The sequence below is a fragment of the Marinobacter nauticus genome (genome assembly GCF_003634635.1).
In the GTDB taxonomy this organism is placed as follows: Bacteria; Pseudomonadota; Gammaproteobacteria; order Pseudomonadales; family Oleiphilaceae; genus Marinobacter; species Marinobacter nauticus.
In genome coordinates this window covers 241,361-263,903 of sequence record NZ_RBJB01000004.1, presented here as the reverse complement: position 1 = coordinate 263,903, position 22,543 = coordinate 241,361, and the positions used below count along the sequence as shown (strand labels likewise).

Genomic DNA, 22,543 nt, shown 5'->3' with positions numbered 1-22,543 from the left:
GCGCCCTCATGCAGAACAATGAACAAGGTCCCGACCGGTGCGCTGATAACCACCCGGGCAGGCATGGGCGAGGCCCTCAAGCTCCAGGATCAGTAGTGACTGCAGCAACTGATCCGCGGGCAAACCCGTGGCAAGGCCCAGTGCATCGGTAGACTGCGGATCATACCCCAAAGCCTCGAATACCGCGATTTCCCGGCTGTCCAGAAACGACAGGTCTGACGAATTCTCCGTTGCTTCCGGTTCTGCGGGCTGCGCCTGCATGGACCACCAGGTACCCAGTTCTTCCATCACGTCGTCGGCGGTCTCCACCAGCCGGGCGCCCTGGCGAATCAGTTGGTGACAGCCCCGGGCCACCGGGCTGTGCACCGAACCGGGAATGGCAAACACCTCCCGCCCCTGCTCGAGGGCGGTTCGAGCCGTAATCAGTGAACCGCTCCGGAGGCTGGCCTCCACCACCAGAACACCCCGGGCGAGGCCACTGATAATGCGGTTACGCTGGGGGAAATAGGCGGCTCTGGCCTGGGTGCCCGGCGGGTACTCAGAAACAATCAAGCCGTTCTCAATGATGCGGTGGGCCAGGTTACGATGTTGGGCCGGATACAACCGGTCGAGACCACAACCCACCACCGCCAGTGTCGGATAGCCAGCATCCAGGGCACCGGCGTGGGCTGCGCCATCTATTCCGAGGGCCAGACCACTGGTGATCAGAAGCCCTCGCCGGCTGAGTTCGGCAGAAAACTGGCGGGCATGGTCCAGCCCCGCTCGGGTGGCGTTGCGACTGCCGACCACGCCCAGTTGGTCCCGTTGCAATAACTCAACGTTACCCAGGGTATAGAGCACCAGAGGGGCATTGTGGATATGGCGCAGGCATTCCGGGTAGGGCGACTGGCCCTGTCCGAGCACGCCAATACCACTTTCCCGACATTGGCGATAGATATCCAGTGCCCGGGCAATGACGCCCTGGCTGAGATCCCCCGCCTGCCAGGCGACAATGGCCTCCACGGCATCGCCGCCAAGCCCCATGGCGCGAAGCGTGGCAGCATTCAGGGGCAGGATGTCGGTGAGCGTATCAACAGAACCCAGAATCCGCTCCCTGAGGGGGATTCCGAACCGGGGCAGCAGTGACAGCAGCAGCCACTGGCCTGCCGGTGTTTGCAGAAATTCCTGATCTGACATTTTCTCTTCCTTGAAAACAACAATGGCCGGGCATTCCGGCCCGGCCATGTCTTATTCCATCAACTCATCAAACGCGCGGCCTCAGGGATTGGTGACCTTGTCACCTACCGAGAGGGGCCGCGTTGCCTGCAGCACCAGACCGTAGCTCATTTTCTCATAGGCCTGGAACACCATCAGCAGGCCAGCCCGCTCAGACGGCAATTCAATGGTTTCGCCAGTGACCGGATCACGAACCATGTTGCCCGCCTTCAGCACCGCCAGCACATTACCGGGCGCCAGGCCTTCGCGCTCACCACGGTTAATGGCGACCACATCGTACTGACCGATCTGGCTGACACCGCCATCGACAGAAATCATCTTGCCTTCGATCTCACTATCCGGCGAGCTGGGCACGAAGCTGGTGGTCAGCCGGCGATCTTCATTCACCAGCAACCGGTCGCCAATACGCACTTCTTCACTGGACTTGGTAATGCCTACGGTCAGCACATCACCATTTTCGGCATTAACGTTGCCGCGGGCAATGCTCCGGGCTTCCAGGCCAAGGAACTCGCCGGTGTCCGGATCCACAAATTCCTTGCTGCGACGGAAAATACCCACGCGATCGGCCGGCTTCTCGCCGCGAGCGTAAATACGGTCACCGGCACCGGTGATGATGCGGCCGTCCTCACCTTCAAGCACATAGGGCGCACCGTTAATTTCTTCCGGGCTGACAATACGGGTTTCTGTCAGGAAACTGGCGATGGCATCCAGGGGGATGGCCGGTATTGGTGTGTCGATGGCCTCGGAACGAACCTGAGGCGAGAGCTTCACCACATCGCTGGTCGCGACCTTGGTAATCCGGGGCTTGCCATCGATGTACACCAGTGCCAGGCGGTCACCGGGATAGATCAGGTGTGGGTTGGCAACCTGCGGGTTCACGTGCCAGATTTCCGGCCAGTACCACGGGTTGTTCAGGAATCGCGCTGAAATGTCCCAGAGGGTGTCCCCTTTGACGACAGTGTAACGCTCAGGATGATCAGACCTCAGCTCCGGCTGTGCCTGGGCCCAGGAGGTAAACAGCAGCGCAGAGGCTGCCAGAGCGTACAACAGTTTCCTCATTGTTTATGTCCTTGATCGCGTGCCTTGAATCTTTGCGTTCGGTAATGTCGCCGCAGAATCCCCGCAGCATATTACGTTGTTATTCCCGTTACTATAGAAGAAGTCCCGGAATTTGTGATGTTATCTTTTGTTCTTCGAGTGATTTCTGCAGCCATCGAAGCGCATTCGTGAAAGATTTTAACTATTAACTGATCAGTTTGTACTCAATCGGCGAATTATTGGATAATAGGCACCGTCAGGCGGACGTTATTACCTTGAACCCGGGAACTCTGCCAGCATTAACGGTTCATACTGTCGGAATCTCTGGATTCATCATAGGCAGACCAAGAAAATTTGCGCAGTACGCTGTCGCATTTCGGCAATCGGTTTCACAGCGTTACAAATGGTAAAATTCTGCGCTGGGCAGCCCGTCAAACAGGCTGACATTAGAGATTGCCCGATACACACAGGCCAGAAGCAAGAGCATTATGATTCGAGAAATTCTTGAGTATCCGGACCCACGACTTCGCACCATCGCCAAGCCGGTGGAGGAAGTGACCGATGACATCCGTACGCTGATCGACGACATGTTCGAGACCATGTACGATGCCCGCGGCATTGGCCTGGCCGCGACCCAGGTGGATGTACACAAGCAGATCATCGTAATGGATCTGTCCGAAGATAAAACCGAGCCGCGGGTGTTCATCAACCCGAAAGTGGAAGTGCTGGATGGCGAGCTCGAAGCCATGCAGGAAGGCTGCCTGTCGGTACCGGGGTTCTATGAAGATGTGAAGCGCATCGAGCACTGCCGGATTACCGCCAAGGATCGCGACGGCAAGGAGTTTGTCCTGGAGGCTGAAGGCCTGCTGGCAGTTTGCATCCAGCATGAAATGGACCACCTGAATGGCAAGCTGTTTGTCGATTACCTGAGCCAGCTCAAACGTAATCGCATTCGCAAGAAGCTGGAAAAGCTGCACAAGCAGAGCGCCTGAGGCGCTGCCAGCATAGACCGAATTCAGGACCGGGTTACGACCCGGTTTTTTCGTATCAACGACACAGAGAAGCAACCAACGTGCGCATTGTGTTTGCCGGCACGCCGGATTTCGCCGCCACCGCCCTGAAAACCCTGCTGAATGCCGGTTACGACATCGTCGGCGTTTACACCCAGCCTGATCGCCCCGCCGGCCGCGGCCGCAAACTGATGCCCAGCCCGGTCAAACAGGTCGCACTGGATACTGGCATTCCCGTGTATCAACCGGTCAGTCTGAAGCCAGAAGAGGCCCAACAGGAACTGGCGTCACTGCAACCGGATGTGATGATCGTGGCTGCCTATGGCCTGATTCTGCCCAAGGCAGTGCTGAACATACCAACCCATGGCTGCCTGAACATTCACGCCTCCCTGCTGCCGCGATGGCGTGGCGCCGCCCCTATCCAGCGGGCGATTGCCGCCGGCGATGCCGAAACCGGAATCACCATCATGCAGATGGACGAGGGCCTGGATACCGGCGACATGTTGCTGAAACTGGACACCCCCATCAGCGCCGACGATACCGGCGGCAGCCTGCATGACCGGCTGGCCGAGATGGGCGGCAAGGCTATTGTGCAGGCCATGGAGCGGCTGGCCAAGGGCGATCTGACCGGCGAAGTCCAGAATGAGGCAGAGGCCAACTACGCCCATAAGCTGTCGAAGGAAGAGGGCCACATCGACTGGAGCCGAAGCGCGCAGGAAATCGAACGACTGATTCGCGCGTTCAACCCCTGGCCCGGTACCTTTACCGATCTTGGCGAGCAACGTATCCGTATTCATCAGGCCAGCGCCCTGAAGCAGGGCAGCGACAAGGGTCCCGGTACCGTGATTGCCCGGGAGCGGGACGGTGTAGACGTTGCCTGCGGCACCGGCACGCTCAGAATCACTTCCGCGCAGTTACCAGGCAGCAAGGCCCAGAGCATCAACGACCTGATCAATGGTGGCAAGCAGGTGCTGCTGCCCGGCCAGGAGCTGAACTGACCATGGCTTACCAGCCCCTGCCATTCCGAGCCATTGCCGCCAACGTATTGCTGGCGGTGGAACAGGGCCAGTCGTTATCCCAATGCCTGCCATCCGCCCTGAACCAGTTACCCCCGGAACAACGGCCACAACTGCAAGCTATCTGTTACGGTACCTGCCGCTGGTTTCACCGGCTTGAGAGCGAGCTGAACCAGCGCCTGAAAAAGCCCCTGCGCAAGCCGGACCGGATCATTCACCACCTGATGCTGGTGGCCCTGTTTCAGTTACGTTACAGCGAACAGGCCACCTACGCGGTACTGAACGAAACCGTGGAGGCTTGCCGGGCACTGGACAAGCCCCACCTGACCGGTCTGGTCAACGGAGTGCTGCGGGCCGCCGAACGGGAAGGGGCGCCAGCGCCGAAAGACGATAGTGGCCGCTTCAGTCATCCGGTGTGGATGGTGGAGAAGCTTCGCCACAACTGGCCGGACGATTGGCAGGCCATCCTTGAAGCCAACAACCAGCAGGCACCCATGACCCTGCGGGTCAATGCCCTGCGCTTCAAACGCGACGAGTACCTGAACCTGTTGTCGGAAGCCGGCATCGAGGCCCACGCCACGCGCTTTGCCCCCAGCGGCATCCAGCTCCAACGGCCGGTGCCGGTGGACCGACTGCCTTGGTTCGAGGACGGCGCGGTCAGTGTTCAGGATGAAGCCGCCCAATTGTGTACGACTCTAATGGATCTGCAGCCAGGCCAGCGGGTACTGGATGCCTGCGCCGCGCCCGGAGGCAAGAGCTGCGCCATCCTTGAAGCCTGTGGCGAACTGGACGAAGTGGTGGCCATCGACGAATCCGCCGAGCGCCTGCCCCGGGTCCAGGAAAACCTGGACCGGCTCGACCTGCACGCCACCCTGACCCAGGCCGATGCCGCCGATATCGACAGCTGGTGGGACGGCACGCCCTTCGACCGCATCCTGCTGGACGTTCCCTGCAGTGCCACCGGCGTGATCCGCCGGCACCCGGACATCAAACTGTTGCGCCGGGAGTCCGACATCGTGCCTCTGGCCAGTATCCAGCTTGGCCTGCTGGAGGCCATGTGGTCTATCCTGAAGCCCGGTGGGCGACTGGTGTATGCCACCTGTTCGGTGTTTCCACAGGAGAACCACCGTATAATCCAGCGGTTCCTGAAGCAGCAGAATCAGGCAACGCTGAAATGCATCGAAGCAGACTGGGGCCGGGACATGAACACCGGGCGTCAGCTGTTCCCAGACCCGGACAGCCATGACGGCTTTTTCTACGCCGTGCTGGAGAAACCTGAACCATGAAAATCCTGATTCTCGGCGCCGGCCAGGTCGGCGGCACCCTGGCGGAAAACCTGGCAAACGAAGCCAACGACATCACCGTGGTGGACAACGACAGCGCCCGCCTTCGCGAACTGCAGGACCGGCTCGACATCCGCACCATGCATGGCCGCGCCTCCTATCCCACGGTATTGCGACAGGCCGGTGCCGAAGATGCCGACATGATCATCGCGGTAACCAACAGCGATGAAACCAACATGGTGGCGTGCCAGGTCTCCAAGCTGCTGTACAAGACCCCCACTACCATCTGCCGTGTGCGTGCCGGCGCCTATCTGGCCAAGCCGGAACTGTTCTACAACCGGGATACGGTCAAGGACCTGGACAGCCTGAGAGGCTTCCCCCTGGACGTTCTGATCAGTCCCGAACATCTGGTAACCCAGCACATTACTCGGCTGATTGAATACCCCGGTGCCCTGCAGGTACTGGAGTTCTCCAAGGGCCTGACCCGACTGGTCGCCATTCGCGCCACCGAGGGCGGCCCACTGGTGGGGCACGAACTGTCCTACCTTCGCACCCACATGCCCAAGATCGATACCCGGGTGGCGGCGATTTTCCGCAAGGACCGGGCGATCATGCCCCAGGGCGATACCGTAATTGAAGACGGCGACGAGGTGTTCTTTATCGCCGCCGCCGACCATATCCGCTCGGTGATGAGCGAACTGCAACCGCTGGAGAAGCCCTACAAACGCATCTTCATCTGCGGCGGTGGCAACATCGGCTACCGGCTGGCCAACACCCTGGAAGACCGCTATCAGGTGAAACTCCTGGAACGGGACCATGAACGCTGCGTGATGCTGTCCGAGCGCCTGCGAAAGACCGTGGTACTGGAAGGTAATGCAGCCAACAAGGACATCCTGCTGGAAGAGAACATCGAGAATACCGATGTGTTCTGCGCCGTCACCAACGACGACGAAGCCAACATCATGGCCTCGTTGCTGGCCAAGCGACTGGGTGCCCGCAAGGTCCTGACCCTGATCAACAACCCCGATTACGTGGACCTGATCCAGGGCGGCGATATCGACGTGGCCATCTCACCCCAGCAGACCACCATCGGCAGCCTGCTTACCCACGTGCGCCGTGGTGATGTGGTGAACGTGCACGCCCTGCGCCGGGGCGCGGCCGAAGCCATTGAGGCCATCGCCCACGGCGACCACCGTTCCTCCAAGGTGGTTGGCAAACGCCTGGACGAAATCAATCTGCCATCCGGAACGACCATTGGTGCCATTGTCCGGCACAACGAAGTGCTCATCGCCCACGACCACCTTCGGGTGCAACCAGACGACCACGTGATCCTGTTCCTGGTGGACAAGTCGCGCATACGGGACGTCGAGAAACTGTTCCAGGTGGGCCTCACGTTCTTCTGATTGATCTCAGGCAAAACAACACCCTGGCTGGCACTTAGAAATGCGGCGCCGGCCAGCGTATAATGCGCGTTTTCAAATTTTCGGAGTGCCCCGGAACCGGGGCCCACACACAGACTGACCAGCAGGCAAACGTCGTGACAGACAAGGCAACCAACAACTCCGCGCCGGACATCAAGACCTTCCAGGGTCTGATCCTGGCATTGCAGAATTTCTGGGCGCAGCACGGCTGCGTGGTTCTCCAGCCCCTGGACATGGAAGTGGGCGCCGGTACCTTCCACCCGGCCACCTTCCTGCGATCCATCGGTCCGGAAACCTGGAACTCCGCCTACGTCCAGCCCAGCCGCCGCCCCACCGACGGCCGTTACGGCGAGAACCCCAACCGCCTGCAGCACTACTACCAGTTCCAGGTGGTTCTGAAGCCGTCTCCGGACAACATTCAGGAGCTGTACCTGGATTCTCTGCGCGCCCTGGGCCTGGACCCGTTGGTGCACGACATCCGCTTTGTCGAAGACAACTGGGAATCGCCGACCCTGGGCGCCTGGGGCCTGGGCTGGGAAATCTGGCTGAACGGTATGGAAGTGACCCAGTTCACTTACTTCCAGCAGGTAGGTGGCCTGGAATGCTATCCGGTCACCGGCGAGCTGACCTACGGCCTTGAGCGTATCGCCATGTACCTGCAGGGTGTGGACAGCGTGTATGACCTGGTCTGGACCAATGGCCCGGATGGCGTGGTTACCTACGGCGACGTGTTCCATCAGCAAGAGGTGGAAATGTCCACCTACAACTTCGAACATGCCGACACCGAGTTCCTGTTCCACAGCTTCGATGTCTATGAGCGGGAAAGCGCCCGCCTGATCGACGCAGGTCTGCCACTGCCGGCCTATGAGCAGGTGCTCAAGGCCTCCCACACATTCAACCTGCTGGACGCCCGTCACGCCATCTCCGTGACCGAGCGCCAGCGTTTCATCCTGCGTGTACGCACCCTGGCTCGCTCCGTGGCCCAGGCCTACTTCGAGAGCCGTCGCAAGCTGGGCTTCCCGCTGGCCCCGGAACACCTCCGCAAGGAAGTGCTGGCCGCCGCTGAAGCCGCCGACGCCAAGGCCAGTAAAAAGGGCAAGAAAGCCAACAAGGCACCGCAGGAACAGGGGAACGCATAATCATGGCAACTCAGGATTTTCTGGTCGAACTGGGCACCGAGGAGCTGCCTCCGAAAGCTCTCAAGCCCCTCTCTGACGCTTTCACCCAGGGCATTGTCAAAGGCCTGGAAGAAGCCGGCGTGGCCTTTGGTGCGGTGGAAAGCTTCGCAGCACCCCGTCGTCTGGCGGTACGTATCCGGGACCTGGCCGATGCCCAGCCGGACAAATCGGTCGAGAAGCGCGGCCCGGCCGTGAAAGCAGCGTTTGATGATTCCGGTAACCCCACCAGGGCGTTGACCGGCTTCGCCACCTCCCTGGGGATTACCCCGGATCAGCTCGACACCATGGAGACCGACAAGGGTGCCTGGCTGGTGTACCGTACCGTTGAGAAGGGCAAGCCCACCGTAGAACTGATGCCGGATCTGGTGGACAAATCCCTGGCCGCCCTGCCCATTCCCAAACGCATGCGCTGGGGTGCCTGGAAGACCGAATTCGTGCGCCCGGTACACTGGCTGATTCTGTTGTACGGCAACAAGGTGATTGAAGCACCGGTGATGAACCTCAAGCCCGGCAACAAGACCCGTGGCCACCGGTTCCACTGCCCGAAAGAGCTGATTGTGCCCACCCCGGCCGACTACGAAGTGGTGCTCAAGCAGGAAGGCTACGTACTGGCAGACTTCGCCGAGCGTCGTGAGCAGATCCGCGCCGGCGTGGCCGCGCTGGCGGAGAAAGAAGCCGGCGGCAAGGCCGTAATCGACGAAGACCTGCTGGACGAAGTGACTGCCCTGAACGAATGGCCGGTACCATTGATGGGGCGCTTCGAGGAGCGCTTCCTGGATGTACCGGCCGAAGCCCTGATTTCCTCCATGAAGGAACATCAGAAGTACTTCCACGTGGTGGATGCCGGCGGGAAGATGCTGCCGCTGTTTATCACCGTGGCCAACCTGGAGAGTAAAGACCCGGCCCAGGTGATTTCCGGTAACGAGAAAGTGATTCGCCCGCGCCTGTCCGACGCCGCCTTCTTCTACGACACCGACCGCAAGACCAGACTGGAAGACCGCATCGAGGCACTCAAGCCCATCGTGTTCCAGGACAAGCTGGGCAGCATCTACGACAAATCTGTACGGGTAGCAGCCCTGGCCAAAAAGATTGCCGAAGCCATCAACAGCGACCCGGCCCTGGCCGAGCGTGCTGCCATGCTGGCCAAGACCGATCTGGTCACCGAAATGGTGCTGGAGTTCACCGACCTTCAGGGCATTATGGGTCAGTACTACGCCGCCAACGACGGCGAACATGCCGATGTCGCCAAGGCCCTGAACGAGCAGTACATGCCGCGCTTTGCCGGCGACGACCTGCCCACCACCCTGACCGGCTGCGCCGTGGCCATCGCCGACCGCATCGATTCCTTGGTCGGCCTGTTCGGCATCAACCAGCCGCCGTCCGGTACCCGGGACCCGTTCGCCCTGCGTCGTGCTTCTCTCGGTGTGCTGCGCATCATCATCGAACGTGAACTGCCGCTGGACCTGCAGACGGTGTGCGAGTGGGCCGAACAGAACTTTACCGTGCTGACCGAGAAGAACACCGCCAGCACCGTGGTGGACTACATGCTGGAGCGTTTCCGTGCCCACTATGATGAGCAGGGCATCGGCGCCGAAGTGTACCTGGCTGTGCACGCCCGCCGCCCAACCCGCCCGCTGGATTTCGATCGCCGCGTAAAAGCCGTGGAAGCCTTCCGCCAGCTGCCGGAAGCCCAGGCTCTGGCAGGCGCCAACAAGCGGGTTTCCAACATCCTCACCAAACAGGGTGGTGACAGCATCGGCGAGACCGTAGACAACACACTGTTGCAGGACGCTGCCGAGAAGACCCTGGCCGCGAAGGTGGAAGAGCAGGCACAGAAAGTACTGCCGATGTTCGAGCAGGGTGACTACGCCAGTGCGCTGACGTCGCTGGCCAGCCTGCGTGAGCCGGTCGACACCTTCTTTGATGAAGTGATGGTGATGGCAGACGAAGAAGCCGTGCGCAACAATCGTCTGGCACTGTTGAACCGCCTGCGCAACCTGTTCCTGCGGGTTGCCGACATCTCCCTGCTGCCCACAGCAGGCTGAGGCACACAGGCCGCTGGTTCACAATAAACCAGCGGCCTGCCTGTCCTGCTTTTCCACTCAGCTGCGCCAGAAGTCCGGCGACAACATCACAAACACACTCAACAGCTCCAACCGGCCCAGAATCATGGCGCCCATCAGAACCCATTTGGCCGCATCCGGCAACGTCTGGAAATTGCCTGCCGGGCCGATGGTATCGCCCAGTCCTGGCCCGACATTCGTCAAAGCCGTAGCGGCTCCGGAAAGACTGGTCACCAGATCCAGCCCCAGCGCCCCCAGAATCGCCGTCACCAGCGCCAGCGTCGCCAGAAAAATGAAAGAGAAGGCGACACTGGAGGCCACGATATCGTCACCAATCACCCGCCCGTTGTAGTTGCGGGCAAACACCGCGTGAGGGTGCAGCAAACGACGTACCTGCTCCCTGAGCAACAGCATGGACAGCTGAAACCGGAAGATTTTCATGCCACCGGACGTGGACCCGGAACAGCCGCCGACAAAGGTGATGAACAGAAACACCACCACCGCAAACGGGCCCCACAAGGAATAGTCGGTAGAAGCATAGCCCGTGGTGGTCACCACCGACGTAACATTGAACAGCGCTGAAACAAAGGTCTCAAACGGATCTACCGGTTCCCTCAGAACCCGGTAAATGGTCAGCAACGCAGCGACAATTACCAGGAACCGGAGGAAGAAACGCACCTGCTGATCCCGAATCAGGGGCTGGCGCTGCCCGTGAATAAACCGGACAAACAGAAAGAACGGCATGGCGCCCATCGCCATGAATACCGTCGACGCCAGGAGAATGGACGGCGAATCAAACTGCCCCATGGAGCTGTCTGAAGTGGAATAGCCGCCGGTCGATACCGTGGTCAACGCGTGATTCAGTGCCTGAAAGAAACTCATCCCCAGCAGCCAGTAGGTGAGCACGCAACCGAGCGTCAAGCCCAGATAGATGAGTACCAGACTGCGGGCCAGATGGTTGGTGCGGGGCACCGCTTTCTCGTTCCATTCGGACGATTCGGTGGCAAACAGCCGCATACCGCCAATCCGGAGAAACGGCAGGATGGCAACGGCCATACCGATGATCCCGATACCGCCCATCCATTGCATGATCGAACGCCAGAGCAGAATGTCGTCCGGCAGATGATCCAGGCCGGTGAGCACGGTGGATCCGGTGGTGGTCACGCCGGAAATGCTCTCAAAGAAAGCATCGGTCATGCTCAGCTTCATGTCACTCAGCAGCAGCGGCAAACTGGAGAACAGCGGAATCACAACCCACGCCGACACCGTCAGCATGAACATCTGCTGCTGGCGTAGCGCGTGTTTCTGCCGCCCCGCCAAAGCCAGAGCCGCGGCACCAATGCTGAAACAGACCACCGAGGATTTCACGAACGCCAGCCAATCCGGCGTATCACCGAATACCAGCAGGTTAACCGGAAGGGTCATGAGGAAACTGAGCAGGATGAGCAGAAAACCGAGGATCTGAACAATGGGGATAATGTTCACAGGGCAGGGGGCTCCGATGTCCGGACACAGGCCAGTCGCAACGCCTTACAAGGCAAGGCGGCATCCACGCCGCTGTTATACGCCCATTCAACCGCGTTTACCACTGCCAGGGCGAGGCTTCTGCTTGCCACCGATCCGGACAATCCACGACAGAATTTTTGAATTCCAGCCCGGGGAAGGGGTAGCAAAACCGCCGCCAATGCGTATAATACCGGCCGTTGATCGGCGTGTGGCGCAGCTTGGTAGCGCACTTCGTTCGGGACGAAGGGGTCGCAGGTTCGAATCCTGCCACGCCGACCACTTTCCCGCTTTTGTCTAGTCTTCCCCGTGTTCGACAAGTATTAATTCTTCCAGCTCAAAACCCTTAGCTTCAGCCCGTGCTCTGAACGCCTCCAGCACCTCATCGCTCACCTCCGGCGTGCGCGACATCAGCCACAGGTAATCCCGGTCATACCCGGTGATATACGCGGTGGTGTATTGGTCATCCAGCTCGAACACCACGTAGGACGCATAGAAAGGTCCAAAGAACGATACTTTCAGGTGGCCTACATTGCTGTCGCCCACAAATACCGCACGGCCTTCGGCTTCTTTCCATTCACCGGCTTCGGCGTTGTAGCCCCGGTTGACCACTTTGATACTGCCGTCATTGTTTAGACTGTATTCGGCGGTAACCTGGCTCAGGCCCTCTTCGAACGAGTGATCCAACCGGGCGATCTCGTACCAGGTGCCCAGGTAGCGCTGCTGGTCAAAACCGGTCACTGGTTCAATGCCCTTGGGCACACCGGTGCAGCCCGTCATCAGAAACAGTAACGCGATTACAGCCAATCCAGTCTTCATGACAAACTCCCAAAGAACAGTCGTGAACCAACCATAGCAAAGCCACAGGCAAAGATCGTCAAACAGGTGTTAAGCTCTAAAACACCCTGGCGCTCGTATACCCAGCGCTAACCAACCAAGGAGTCGAATATGATCGGATACGTCACACTCGGAGTCAGCGATATGGGCCGGGCCAAGCAGTTCTACACGGAGTTGCTGGCAGATCTGGGCGCCAAGGTGCTGATGGACATGGAGCGAATTGCGTTTATTGGCAAAAGCATGGGAGCCCCCATGCTGGCCGTCTGCACCCCGTTCAACGGTGAACCCAACCATCCCGGCAACGGCAACATGGTGGCCATTCCGGCGGGCTCCAAAGAAGCCGTGGATAAGTTTTACCACAAGGCCATTGAACTGGGCGCCACCTGCGATGGCGAACCGGGGCAGCGCATTCCGGACATGTTCTACGGCGCCTATGTGCGCGACCCGGATGGCAACAAGCTGGCGTTCTTCGAATTCGGCTAAGCGTCGACCGCCACCACCCCGGTTGGGTGGTGGCTTACTGACTTACACCGAGAGATGGCGACGGAAGAGCAACAACGCCGCCGTGAAGAACACCCCGCCAATGGCCATCAGAGCCAGCATCTGTGGCCACACCACCTCCAGCCCCGCACCCCGGTACAGAATCGCCTGGGCCATGCTGACAAAGTGGGTGGTGGGCGCCGCCAGCATCAGATCCTGCACCAGCTGGGGCATGCTTTCCCGGGGCGTGATACCGCCCGACAGCAGCTGCAAAGGCAGGATGGTGAGAATCAGCAGCAGGCCAAACTGGGGCATGGTTCGGGCCACGGTGCCGATCAGAATGCCGATCGCGGTGGTGGAAAACAGGTGAATCAGGGCGCCGAGCAGAAACAGCAACACCGACCCTGCCACCGGCACCTGTAGCCAACCCTGGATCACCAGCGTTACCGACAGCGCCGCTGCCAGTAACACCACCAGACCATTGGCCCACACCTTGGACGCCATGATTTCAAAAGGCCGCAACGGCATCACCATCAGATGCTCCACCGTGCCGTGCTCCCGCTCCCGGATCAGTGCCGCCCCGGTAAGAATGATGCTGATCAGGGTCACCTGGGTTATCAGCTCCATGACACCGCCAAACCAGGTTCCGTCCAGGTTGGGGTTGTAACTCACCCGGGTGACCAGCTCGATCGGTAGCCCGGTGCTGGCAGAGCTACCCGGTTGCAGGAACTCCGCCACTTCCGCCATCGCAAAGCGCTGAATGTAATTGGTGCCTATAAAGGCCTGGCTCATGCGGGTGGCGTCGATGTTCAGCTGCAACGCTACCGGGTTGCCCTGCCGGACATCCCGCTCAAAGCTTTCGGGGATCACCAGGGCAAAGGTATGGCTGCCCTTGTCCAGCAAGTCGTCAATGTCACCGTAGGCCACCAGATCCGGCGTCAGGAACCATGGCTGCTGGAGCGAATTGATGATGCGGCCAGACAACACCGTCTGATCTTCGTCCACCACGGCGATCGGTGCGTTGTGAAGCTCCATGGAGCCAGCGGAACCTGCGGTGTAGATCATCACCGTAAACGCCACCAGCACAAACACCATCAATGCCTTGTCCTGCCACAGACTGCGCAGTTCCTTGATACCCAGGTGCCAGATGTTGCGTAAGGAATTCATGTCAGCGCCCCTGTTTTCTGAGCAGCGCCACCGCCATTACGGTCAGCACCGGAACGAACGCCGCCAGGGCCAGGAACGCGCCCTGCATATCTGCCAGCGACAGGCCTTTGGTGAACACGCCACGGCTGATCTGCAGGAACCAGGTCGCCGGCCAGACCGGACCGATCAACGCGCCGGCACCGCTCAGGGACGACACCGGTTCGGTCAGGCCGGAGAACTGCACGGTCGGCAGGATGGTGAGAATCGCAGTGGCCGCCAGGGCGGCAATCTGGGTCGAGGCAAAGGTCGACATCACCTGACCCAGGGCCGTGGTGGCGGTCACAAAGAGCAGGGCGCCGAAGGTGAGCGTCAGCAGGCTGCCTTTGATCTCGACATCAAACACGTACACCGCCAGCAAGACCAGGCTCACGTAGCTGATCATACTGAACGCGATGTAGGGCAGCTGTTTGCCCAGCAAGAACTCCACCCGGGTGACCGGAGTGACGTACAGGTTGGTGATGGAGCCCAGTTCCTTTTCCCGGACGATGCCCAGGGCCATCAGAATGGCCGGAATAAAGATCAGCAGAATGGGGATAACCGCTGGCACCATCGCATCCAGGCTCCGGAAGTCCTGGTTGTAGCGATACCGGTCCTCCAGCGTGACCAGTGTCAGTGTGGGTACCACGCCCAGAGTGCGCTGGGCCAGCTCCGTCAGGTAACTGATGTGCATGCCTTCAACGTAACCCAGGATGGTCTCGCCCCGGAAAGGCATGGCACCATCCACCCAAACCGCCATTTCAGTCGGTCGCCCCCGTTTCAGGTCTTTGCCGAAGCCCGGCGGAATCTCAATAGCCAGGCTTAGCTCGCCGGAGCGCATGCGTTGTTCCAGCTCCTGGATATTCTGCAACTCCGGTTGTTGCAGGAAATATCGGGAGCCGGACACCGCCGCGATGTAATCCCGGCTCTGGGGTGTCTGGTCCCGATCCAGCACGGCGAACGACAGGTCTTCTACATCCAGGGTAATGCCGTAACCCAGGATCAGCATCAACAACGCGGAACCGATAAAGGCGAAGGCCATTCGAATGGGATCCCGCAACAGTTCCCTCGCTTCCCGGGTGGCGTAAGCCAGCAAGCGCCGGGGACTGAACACGATCGGCCGGTCACCATGACTGGCGGGCTCCAGAGCCAGTTGGTCGGCGCCGGTCTCCGGCTCTTTATCCACCGCTTCCAGGGTTTTCATGAACGCGCCTTCCAGGCTGTCGGTGCCAGAGGCTTCAACCAGTCGATCGGGCGTATCGCAAGCCAATACTTCGCCCGCGTGCATGAGCGAAATCCGGTCGCAGCGCTCACCCTCGTTCATGAAATGAGTGGAGATAAAAATGGTCACGCCATCTTCCCGCGACAGGCGCATCAACAATTGCCAGAACCGGTTGCGGGCCCCCGGGTCGACGCCTGAGGTAGGTTCATCCAGGATCAGCAATTCGGGCTCGTGCACCACAGCCACGGCCAGGGACAGCCGCTGGCGAACCCCAAGTGGCAGGGCGCCTGCTCGCTGGTCCAGTACATCTTCAAGACCGAACTCCCGAACCAGCACCGAAATACGCTCCGGGATTCTGGTGTCCGGCAGGTGAAACAGCCGGGCATGCAGATCCAGATTCTGGCGCACGGTGAGTTCGCCATAGAGCGAGAAGGCCTGGGACATGTAGCCCACCTTCTGCCGAGTGGCCAGGTCTTTGGCATCCAGTGGTTCACCGAACAGCCGGACTTCGCCTTCTGTTGGGGTCAGCAATCCGGTGAGCATTTTCATGGTGGTGGTCTTGCCACAACCGTTGGATCCCAGAAAACCGAAGATCTCGCCTTTCGGGATGGAAAAGCTGACGTTACGAACCGCCGTAAAGCTGCCAAACCGCAGGGTCAGATGCTCAGCCTCAATGGCCGGCGTCTGGTTTTCCCCGGTTGGCTCTCGCTGCGCAGCATTAGCCGTATCGCCGCTTTCCTGCACCTGCCGGTTTTCGGGTAACAACGCGATGAAGGCATCGTCCAGCGTCTCGGTATTGGTCTGCTCACGGAGTTCGGCCGGTGAGCCTGTAGCCAGTACCTTGCCCTCGTCCATGGCCACCAGCCAGTCGTAACGTTCGGCTTCTTCCATGTAGGCCGTGGCCACCAACACGCTCATACCGCTGCGTTGCCGGCGAATGGTATCGATCAGATCCCAGAAACGCTTGCGGGACAGCGGGTCCACGCCGGTGGTGGGTTCATCCAGAATCAGCAGATCGGGGCTGTGGATAAGGGCACAGCACAGCCCCAGCTTCTGTTTCATACCGCCGGACAGCTTGCCGGCGGGACGGTCCCGGAAAGACAACAACCCAGTAGCTTCAAGCAACCGGTCAATCTGATCCTTCCTGGAGGGGCCTCGCAAACCAAACAGATCGGCGAAGAAGGCGATGTTCTCGTCCACCGTCAGCGTATGGTAGAGATTACCGCCCAGTCCCTGGGGCATATAGGCAATGCGGGGGGCGGACCGGTTACGAAACCGCTGGCTGCGCATATCGCCGCCAAGCACCTGCAACTCGCCGGTCTGCAACTCACGGGCACCGGCAAGCAGGCCCAACAGTGTGGATTTGCCCACCCCGTCCGGGCCGATCAGCCCAACCATGCAGCCAGACGGAAACGTCAGGGAAATATCAGACAGCGCATCGGTTTCCCCGTAGCGATGGCTGACTCCTTCCAGCCGGGCCACGGTCTCAGTCATTGGGCAAAGCCACTTTCAGGCTCTCGGGCCAGGGCTGGCCCTCATCCAGTCTTACGTAGGCTTCGCCGGGTACACCGGTTTTCACCCGGTCCCGATAGGCTTTGAGCAACTCCGGATCAATCCGGATACGAACCCGGAACATCAGCTTCTCCCGCTCGCTGCGGGTTTCCACAGACTTCGGCGTGAACTGGGCTTCGGCGGCGACGAAGCTGACTTCCGCTGGCACCACATAGTCCGGCAGGGCATCAAGAACGATCCGGGCTTCAGAGCCAACCCGGACTTTGCCCGCCTGGGCTGTGGGCAGGAAGATGGTCATGTACACATCGGTGACATCCAGTACCGTGGCTACTTTGCCACCGGCGGCCAGCACCTCGCCCGGCTCCGCCAGCCGATACAGAACCCGGCCACCCACCGGCGTGGTCAACTGACTGTCATCAATATTGGTCTGGATACGGCGGGCACTGGCTTTGGCAGCTTCGATACTGGCATCGGCAGACGCCACTTGTACTCTGGCGGCCTGCAATGCCGCCTCGGCGGTTTCCGCCGCGGTACGGGCGCGGTCCAACTGCTCCTGAGAGGCATGGCCCCGATCGGCCAGCGATTCAATACGGGCCAGTTCGGCTTGGGCATACCGACGCTCGCTTTCCCGTTGGGCCACCACGGCCTCGGCCAGTCGCCGGCTCTGCTCGGCCTGGTGCAAACTGGCTTGCGCCGCTGCCAGGCTGGCCTCAAGTTCGTCGGTATCCATCACAGCCAGCAACATGCCGGCTTCAACCATGTCGCCCTCGCGGACTTCGAAGGATTCCAGGCGTCCGGGTATTCGGGTGGCAATATCGACTTCGGTGGCTTCAATACGACCGTTACCAGAGCCAATATGCTCCGGCACCTGATCGCCTTTCGGCATCAGGTACCAAGCTGCAACGGCAATCAGGGCCACGATCAGCACAACGAGAAAAAGTTTGGGAGCGGTGTTGGTGCTTTTCTGGGCCATGTGTCGTCCTTGAGGGGAAGAATAGGTATGACAGGGTAAGTATAGAGCAGAAGTGTGACGTTCAGGCTGACGGGAATCAAGATAGCTTCCAATCTATCCCGCCCGTCAGCTTGCCACGAACTCAGTAAGCGCCGCGGATCAGGTCGATACCGGGCTTGAGCACGCTACGCCACGCCTCTCGGAGTTCGGGCGTGTATTCTGGATCGTGAGCGCGAACCGTTTTCAGCAATGCCTCCTGCCAGAGGTCGTACCACTCAGGCTGAATATTGTAATTGTGGCGATTATGGCTTTCTCCCAGATCCCGCAATTTGCGGTCGGACATACCCCGGGCAACCAGGATGATCTGCATCACACCGTTACGCAGCAGATGGCGCTGAGCAGACATATCCGTGTTCAGAAACCGGTTGCGGATGGCATCGGAGCTGGACATGAAGAAGTCGTAGAAATCCACAAAGAATTCATCCTTGCGGCAGCAGCGACCATAGCTCTGGAAAACAAGATCGGTCGGGTTCATTTGCAATCAGTGTCCTTGATCATCGGAGGGGTTGTCATTAAGGGCCACGAATTCTAAGCAAGCGAACAGGTTTTTCCATAGTGATATGTAACAACTGACGTCGATCGCGACAATTTGACGCTCTCTGAATCAGGTGTTGGTGAACCACCAGGTCGGCAACAGGCCCCGCACCGGTCGTTTCAGAAAACGGTCATCAATCAGCCAGATTACCCCCCGGTCTTCCGGAGTGCGGATCACCCGGCCAGCGGCCTGGGCCACTTTCTGCAGGCCGGGGATCAGGTAGGTGTAGTTATAGCCTTCGCCAAATCGTTGTTGCAGACGGTCTTTGAGGATTTCATGCCAGGCATCAAACGGGGGCAGGCCAAGGGTGGCCACAAAGGCGCCAATCAGCTGGTCACCAGGCAGGTCGATGCCTTCGCTGAACACGCCGCCGAGCACCGCAAAAGCGATGCTGCCTTCAGCCTTCCGAAAGTCCGCCAGGAATTGCCGACGCTGCTCCGCGCTCATCCCCGGTTGTTGTGAACGCTGGGGAATATCAGGTGCCTGTTTTGCCAACGCATCACTCACCTCTTTGGCGTATTTAAAGCTGCTGAAGAACGCCAGGTAGTGGCCCGGCCGTGCCCGGTACTGTTTGGCGATCAGTTCGGCGATGGGCTGCAGGCTGGCTTCACGATGCACCTGCCGGGTGCTGATGCCGGGCGTGAACTCAACCTTCAGTTGTCCGGCGCTGAACGGGCTGGGCAGGGACGTGAAGCGGGCGTCTTCCGGCAAACCAAGCAAGTCCCGGTAATACACGCCGGGGCTGAGGGTTGCGGAGAACAGCAGCACCGAGTGAGCGGCTTTGAAGCGCTCAATGAGGAAATCCGCCGGGATCAGGTTCTGGATGGTCAGGCTGGCCCGGCCACGGCCGCTGCGCTGGAATTCGCACAGGGAATGATCACCAAAGCTGTCCGCCAGTTTCATGAAGGCCACACTTTCGAACATCACTTCCTGCAGGGCCAGGTCCGGCGGGTTGTCAGCCAGGTAATCGGTGATCACCGAGACCATCGCCTGCAGGGCACCCAGCAATTGCGACGGCAGAATCGGCAGGAACACCGGCTGGGCCTGTTCGCCGTGATCCCGGATCAGCGCCTTCCAGGCCCGAGCGGTGCGTTCCAGGGCGGCTTTCACCGGTTTCGGGGCGGTTTTTTTCAGCTTCAACAAGCGCTGCTGTTCCAGCTGCACCGAGTACATGCCCCGGGCCCGGTCTACCAGATTGTGGGCTTCGTCCACCAGCACGCTGGCCTGCCAGTGGTTCTGGCGAATCAGGCCGTGCAGCAGGGCCGACTGATCGAACAGCCGGTTCACATCACCAATCACCAGGTCGCTCCAGCGGACCATTTCCTGGGCCAGGAAGTAGGGGCAAATATCATGACCGGCGGCGATGTTCGCCAATGTCTCTTGAGTTAACGGCTCCTTGCTCTGTACCGCCTCGGCCCGGGCATCGGGCAGGCGGTCGAAGAAGCCCTTTGCCAGCGGGCAGGAGTCGCCGTGGCAGGCTTTGTCCGGGTGTTCGCAGGCGTCGTCCTTCGATACCAGTTCCAGGGTGCGCAGAGGCCAGGGCTGCAACTCATCCTGGGCATGCTGCAACTTATACACAGCGTCCAGCGCCAGCTGCCGGGCGGTGTTGCGGCAGGTGAGGTAGAACAGCCGGTCCTGCCTCGCGGCAGGCATCGCCATCAGGGCCGGGAACAGGGTACCCAGGGTTTTGCCCAGGCCGGTAGGCGCTTCCAGCAGCAGGGTACCGGCTTTGACCGAGTTCTTGTACACGGTTTCCGCCAGCTGCCGTTGCCGGGGGCGAAAGTCCGGGAAGGGAAAGCGCAGGTTGGCCAGCAGGGCGTCTCGTTGTTCCCGATGGTGTTCTTCCTGCTCGGCCCAGGCTTTGTACAGACCACACAGGGTTTCCAGCTCCTGCCAGAGCTCGTCGGCTTTGGCGGTTTCGGTGAGCAACGTTTCCTTGTCCCGGCCGATGTCGTAGTAGACCAGCGCCAGTTCCACGCTCTTGCGGTTTTCCTGCCGGCACAGCAAAGCGCCATAGGCCCGTAACTGGGCCCGGTGCAAAGCCTGCTGGTGAGGGCGGATGCGGGACACATCGCCCCGGTGGGTCTTGATTTCTTCCAGCCGGTTCTTATGCGGATGGTAACCATCAACCCGGCCGGACAGCTCCATTCCGAGAACGAGACCGGTCACTGAAAACTCGCTTTTGTAGCCGTAGCCACGCTTTGACTGGATGGCCTGATGGCCGGCTATGCCCTCCTCGGCGGTGGGTGCAGGGGTGTAGCGGAAATCCAGGTCGCCGTGGCGGGCGGCGAACTCACACAGGGTGCGGACAGCAACTTTCACACAATGGCCTCATCATCCTGCCAGCGCACATAGCACACGCTGGCCGGGATGCCTTGCCGGGCGAAGAACTGCAACCAGCGCACCTGATGGTCCTGCAGGCGGTCGCCAGGGCCTTTCACCTCAATCATTTCATAGCGTTGTTCCGGGTGGTCTGCTTCTGGCACCAGACGGATCAGGTCCGGGAAGCCGCTGCGGTGTTCCTTGATGTTGTTGAGCAGGCGTCGGAACAGGGCCTCCAGGTGGCCCGAGGGAATGCAGTGCAGGGCCAGCTCCAAAAGAGCTTCATCCAAAACCGGCCAGAACACGAAGGGATTGGCGATACCCTGCTTGTTCTTGAAGGTGTCGAGGATTTCCCGGCGATAGGCGCCAGTGCCCAGCAAACGGAACCTTTGCTCGAACGCCTGCTGGCGACGGGCAACGAAGTCTTCCCGGGGCAGGTCTGCCGGACCAATATGAAAAGGATGGAAGAAGGCGCCACGCAGGGGCTGGAAGATCACCGGCCAGCACAGCAGACCGAACAGGGCGTTTATCAGGGTGTTTTCCACATAGAACACCGGGGCGTCATCCGTGGCCAGATGTTGCAGCGCTGCCCACTCCACCGTACCCGTGTCCGGCTTCGGCAATGTGAGGGTGAATTCCTGCAGTGGGGGGTTATCCACAGGCTTGGGCTGGTCGGCCCCGACCCTGGGCGCCAGCCGCTTCAGCAACCGGGCCAGGCCCTGGGCTTCGGCGTCGCTCAGCTCACTGGTTCGCCACTGACAGGCTATGGCCCAGGCTTCCTCAAAACGCTTCATCCGTTCCAGCAAGCGAAGCTGTTTCAGCCGCGCTTCCCGGTGACCGCTGTTTTCCAGGACCTCAAGTGCCAGTTCCCGTTCGCCCTGTCGCTCCGCCTGCCGGCCCAGTTCCAGCAACAACCGGTCCCGGCGGCTGGTGAGCCAGGGGTTATCCACAGGCCCCGGAACATCGGGCCAGACGTCGACCGCCGGTTCGCCGTTGTCGAGCCGTTCCCGGCATTGGTGCATCTGCAGGTAGCAATCCACCTCGGCCCGCTGCTGGAAGGCCCGGGATGCCGGGGTAAATGGCACAGACTCGAACTGCTGAACGCCCAGTTCCACCAGCACAAAGTCGGTCCAGCTCTGGCGCAGATTGCCGAAGAACATCAGGCGGATGCGATCGAACAAGGCCATGTCCTGCAACCGGACCACAGTCGAAGCCTCACCGCCACCAGGCAGCCAAGCCCCCAGGGCTCTTGGTGCATTGAACGGTTCCGCCATCAGCTCCCGCATCCGGGCCTTGCCCAGAGTTTTCGGGTGACCCTGCTGTTGCAACCAATCGGCGAACACCGGCCGTAATTCAGCCAGGGTAAACAGCCGGAACAGGTCGTCCAGGCTTAGCTCCGGCGCAGGATCCAGCCAGCCCGCCTGCACCAGTATCCTGAGTGCTTCCGATTCCGGCACCGGCAGTTCGGGATAACGCAGCTTGTCGGCCCGGAACAGCTCTCCGGTACGCATTACCATGCGGGTCAGCAGCGCCCGGGGCCCGGTGGCCAGGCCGCTGAAGGCCGCCAGCCGGTTTCGCTCCTGTTCCGTTAACAGGTCCGCGTGGTGGTTCGCGACCCAGGCCACCAGAATATCCATGTTCTCCAGATAATAGAGCGGATCATCCAGGCTGGCGGGAACCGGTCGGTGCTTGATCATAGGAATGCAGACGTTGG

At 60.2% G+C, this 22,543-nt stretch carries 17 protein-coding genes and 1 tRNA gene; 8 read left to right on the top strand and 10 right to left on the bottom strand.

Going from position 1 to position 22,543, the window contains the following annotated elements; genetic code table 11:
• Window positions 1–6: 6 nt before the first annotated feature.
• On the bottom strand, window positions 7–1,224 hold the full coding sequence (gene dprA, locus C7436_RS12585) for a DNA-processing protein DprA (RefSeq protein ID WP_121208035.1): 1,218 nt from the start codon (window positions 1,222–1,224) through the stop codon (window positions 7–9).
• A gap of 33 nt (window positions 1,225–1,257) precedes the next feature.
• Complete coding sequence (locus C7436_RS12580; protein WP_011783624.1) at window positions 1,258–2,274, bottom strand: LysM peptidoglycan-binding domain-containing protein; 1,017 nt, start codon at window positions 2,272–2,274, stop codon at window positions 1,258–1,260.
• Between the two features lie 464 nt (window positions 2,275–2,738).
• Between C7436_RS12580 and def the strand changes: the two genes are divergently transcribed.
• From def to glyS, 6 genes are all read left to right on the top strand, one after another.
• Window positions 2,739–3,245, top strand: coding sequence for a peptide deformylase (gene def, locus C7436_RS12575; protein ID WP_198324811.1), 507 nt, complete (start codon window positions 2,739–2,741; stop codon window positions 3,243–3,245).
• 80 nt (window positions 3,246–3,325) lie between these two features.
• On the top strand, window positions 3,326–4,261 hold the full coding sequence (gene fmt, locus C7436_RS12570) for a methionyl-tRNA formyltransferase (protein ID WP_011783622.1): 936 nt from the start codon (window positions 3,326–3,328) through the stop codon (window positions 4,259–4,261).
• Window positions 4,262–4,263: 2 nt separating this feature from the next.
• Window positions 4,264–5,565, top strand: coding sequence for a 16S rRNA (cytosine(967)-C(5))-methyltransferase RsmB (gene rsmB / locus C7436_RS12565; protein ID WP_121208034.1), 1,302 nt, complete (start codon window positions 4,264–4,266; stop codon window positions 5,563–5,565).
• Complete coding sequence (gene trkA, locus C7436_RS12560; RefSeq protein ID WP_014420019.1) at window positions 5,562–6,965, top strand: Trk system potassium transporter TrkA; 1,404 nt, start codon at window positions 5,562–5,564, stop codon at window positions 6,963–6,965. Before rsmB ends, trkA begins: the two co-directional genes overlap by 4 nt.
• Window positions 6,966–7,099: 134 nt before the next feature.
• Window positions 7,100–8,122, top strand: coding sequence for a glycine--tRNA ligase subunit alpha (gene glyQ / locus C7436_RS12555; protein ID WP_036149746.1), 1,023 nt, complete (start codon window positions 7,100–7,102; stop codon window positions 8,120–8,122).
• Window positions 8,123–8,124: 2 nt separating this feature from the next.
• Window positions 8,125–10,206, top strand: a complete 2,082-nt coding sequence (glyS, locus tag C7436_RS12550; protein WP_121208033.1) for a glycine--tRNA ligase subunit beta — start codon at window positions 8,125–8,127, stop codon at window positions 10,204–10,206.
• A gap of 57 nt (window positions 10,207–10,263) precedes the next feature.
• On the opposite strand, the gene C7436_RS12545 is transcribed toward glyS, so the two are convergent.
• The gene (locus C7436_RS12545) at window positions 10,264–11,709 is read right to left on the bottom strand and encodes a TrkH family potassium uptake protein (protein WP_022992647.1); all 1,446 of its coding nucleotides are present in this window, start codon (window positions 11,707–11,709) and stop codon (window positions 10,264–10,266) included.
• A gap of 223 nt (window positions 11,710–11,932) precedes the next feature.
• Here C7436_RS12545 and C7436_RS12540 point away from each other — a divergent pair.
• A tRNA-Pro gene (locus C7436_RS12540) sits at window positions 11,933–12,009 on the top strand.
• 15 nt (window positions 12,010–12,024) lie between these two features.
• Here C7436_RS12540 and C7436_RS12535 read toward each other — a convergent pair.
• The gene (locus tag C7436_RS12535; RefSeq protein WP_031211716.1) at window positions 12,025–12,546 is read right to left on the bottom strand and encodes a lipocalin family protein; all 522 of its coding nucleotides are present in this window, start codon (window positions 12,544–12,546) and stop codon (window positions 12,025–12,027) included.
• 129 nt (window positions 12,547–12,675) lie between these two features.
• Between C7436_RS12535 and C7436_RS12530 the strand changes: the two genes are divergently transcribed.
• Entirely contained in the window at window positions 12,676–13,047 is a 372-nt protein-coding gene (locus C7436_RS12530) for a VOC family protein (RefSeq protein WP_014420015.1), read from the top strand.
• A 42-nt stretch (window positions 13,048–13,089) separates the two neighbouring features.
• Here the strand turns inward: C7436_RS12530 and C7436_RS12525 are convergent, their stop codons facing one another.
• The 6 genes from C7436_RS12525 to C7436_RS12500 all read right to left on the bottom strand — a co-directional run bounded on the left by C7436_RS12525 (window position 13,090) and on the right by C7436_RS12500 (window position 22,526).
• Entirely contained in the window at window positions 13,090–14,211 is a 1,122-nt protein-coding gene (locus C7436_RS12525) for an ABC transporter permease (RefSeq protein ID WP_121208032.1), read from the bottom strand.
• 1 nt (window position 14,212) lies between these two features.
• Window positions 14,213–16,942, bottom strand: coding sequence for a ribosome-associated ATPase/putative transporter RbbA (gene rbbA, locus C7436_RS12520; protein WP_121208031.1), 2,730 nt, complete (start codon window positions 16,940–16,942; stop codon window positions 14,213–14,215).
• Window positions 16,935–17,933: an HlyD family secretion protein gene (locus C7436_RS12515; protein ID WP_022992636.1), complete on the bottom strand. Its 999-nt coding sequence runs from the start codon at window positions 17,931–17,933 to the stop codon at window positions 16,935–16,937. The genes rbbA and C7436_RS12515 overlap by 8 nt, the downstream gene beginning before the upstream one ends.
• Window positions 17,934–18,054: 121 nt before the next feature.
• A complete protein-coding gene (locus C7436_RS12510) occupies window positions 18,055–18,447 on the bottom strand; it encodes a globin domain-containing protein (protein ID WP_011783597.1) in 393 nt (130 codons plus the stop codon).
• A gap of 129 nt (window positions 18,448–18,576) precedes the next feature.
• Window positions 18,577–20,829, bottom strand: a complete 2,253-nt coding sequence (locus C7436_RS12505; RefSeq protein WP_121208030.1) for an ATP-dependent DNA helicase — start codon at window positions 20,827–20,829, stop codon at window positions 18,577–18,579.
• A complete protein-coding gene (locus C7436_RS12500) occupies window positions 20,826–22,526 on the bottom strand; it encodes a VRR-NUC domain-containing protein (RefSeq protein WP_121208029.1) in 1,701 nt (566 codons plus the stop codon). The genes C7436_RS12505 and C7436_RS12500 overlap by 4 nt, the downstream gene beginning before the upstream one ends.
• Between the last annotated feature and the right edge of the window lie 17 nt (window positions 22,527–22,543).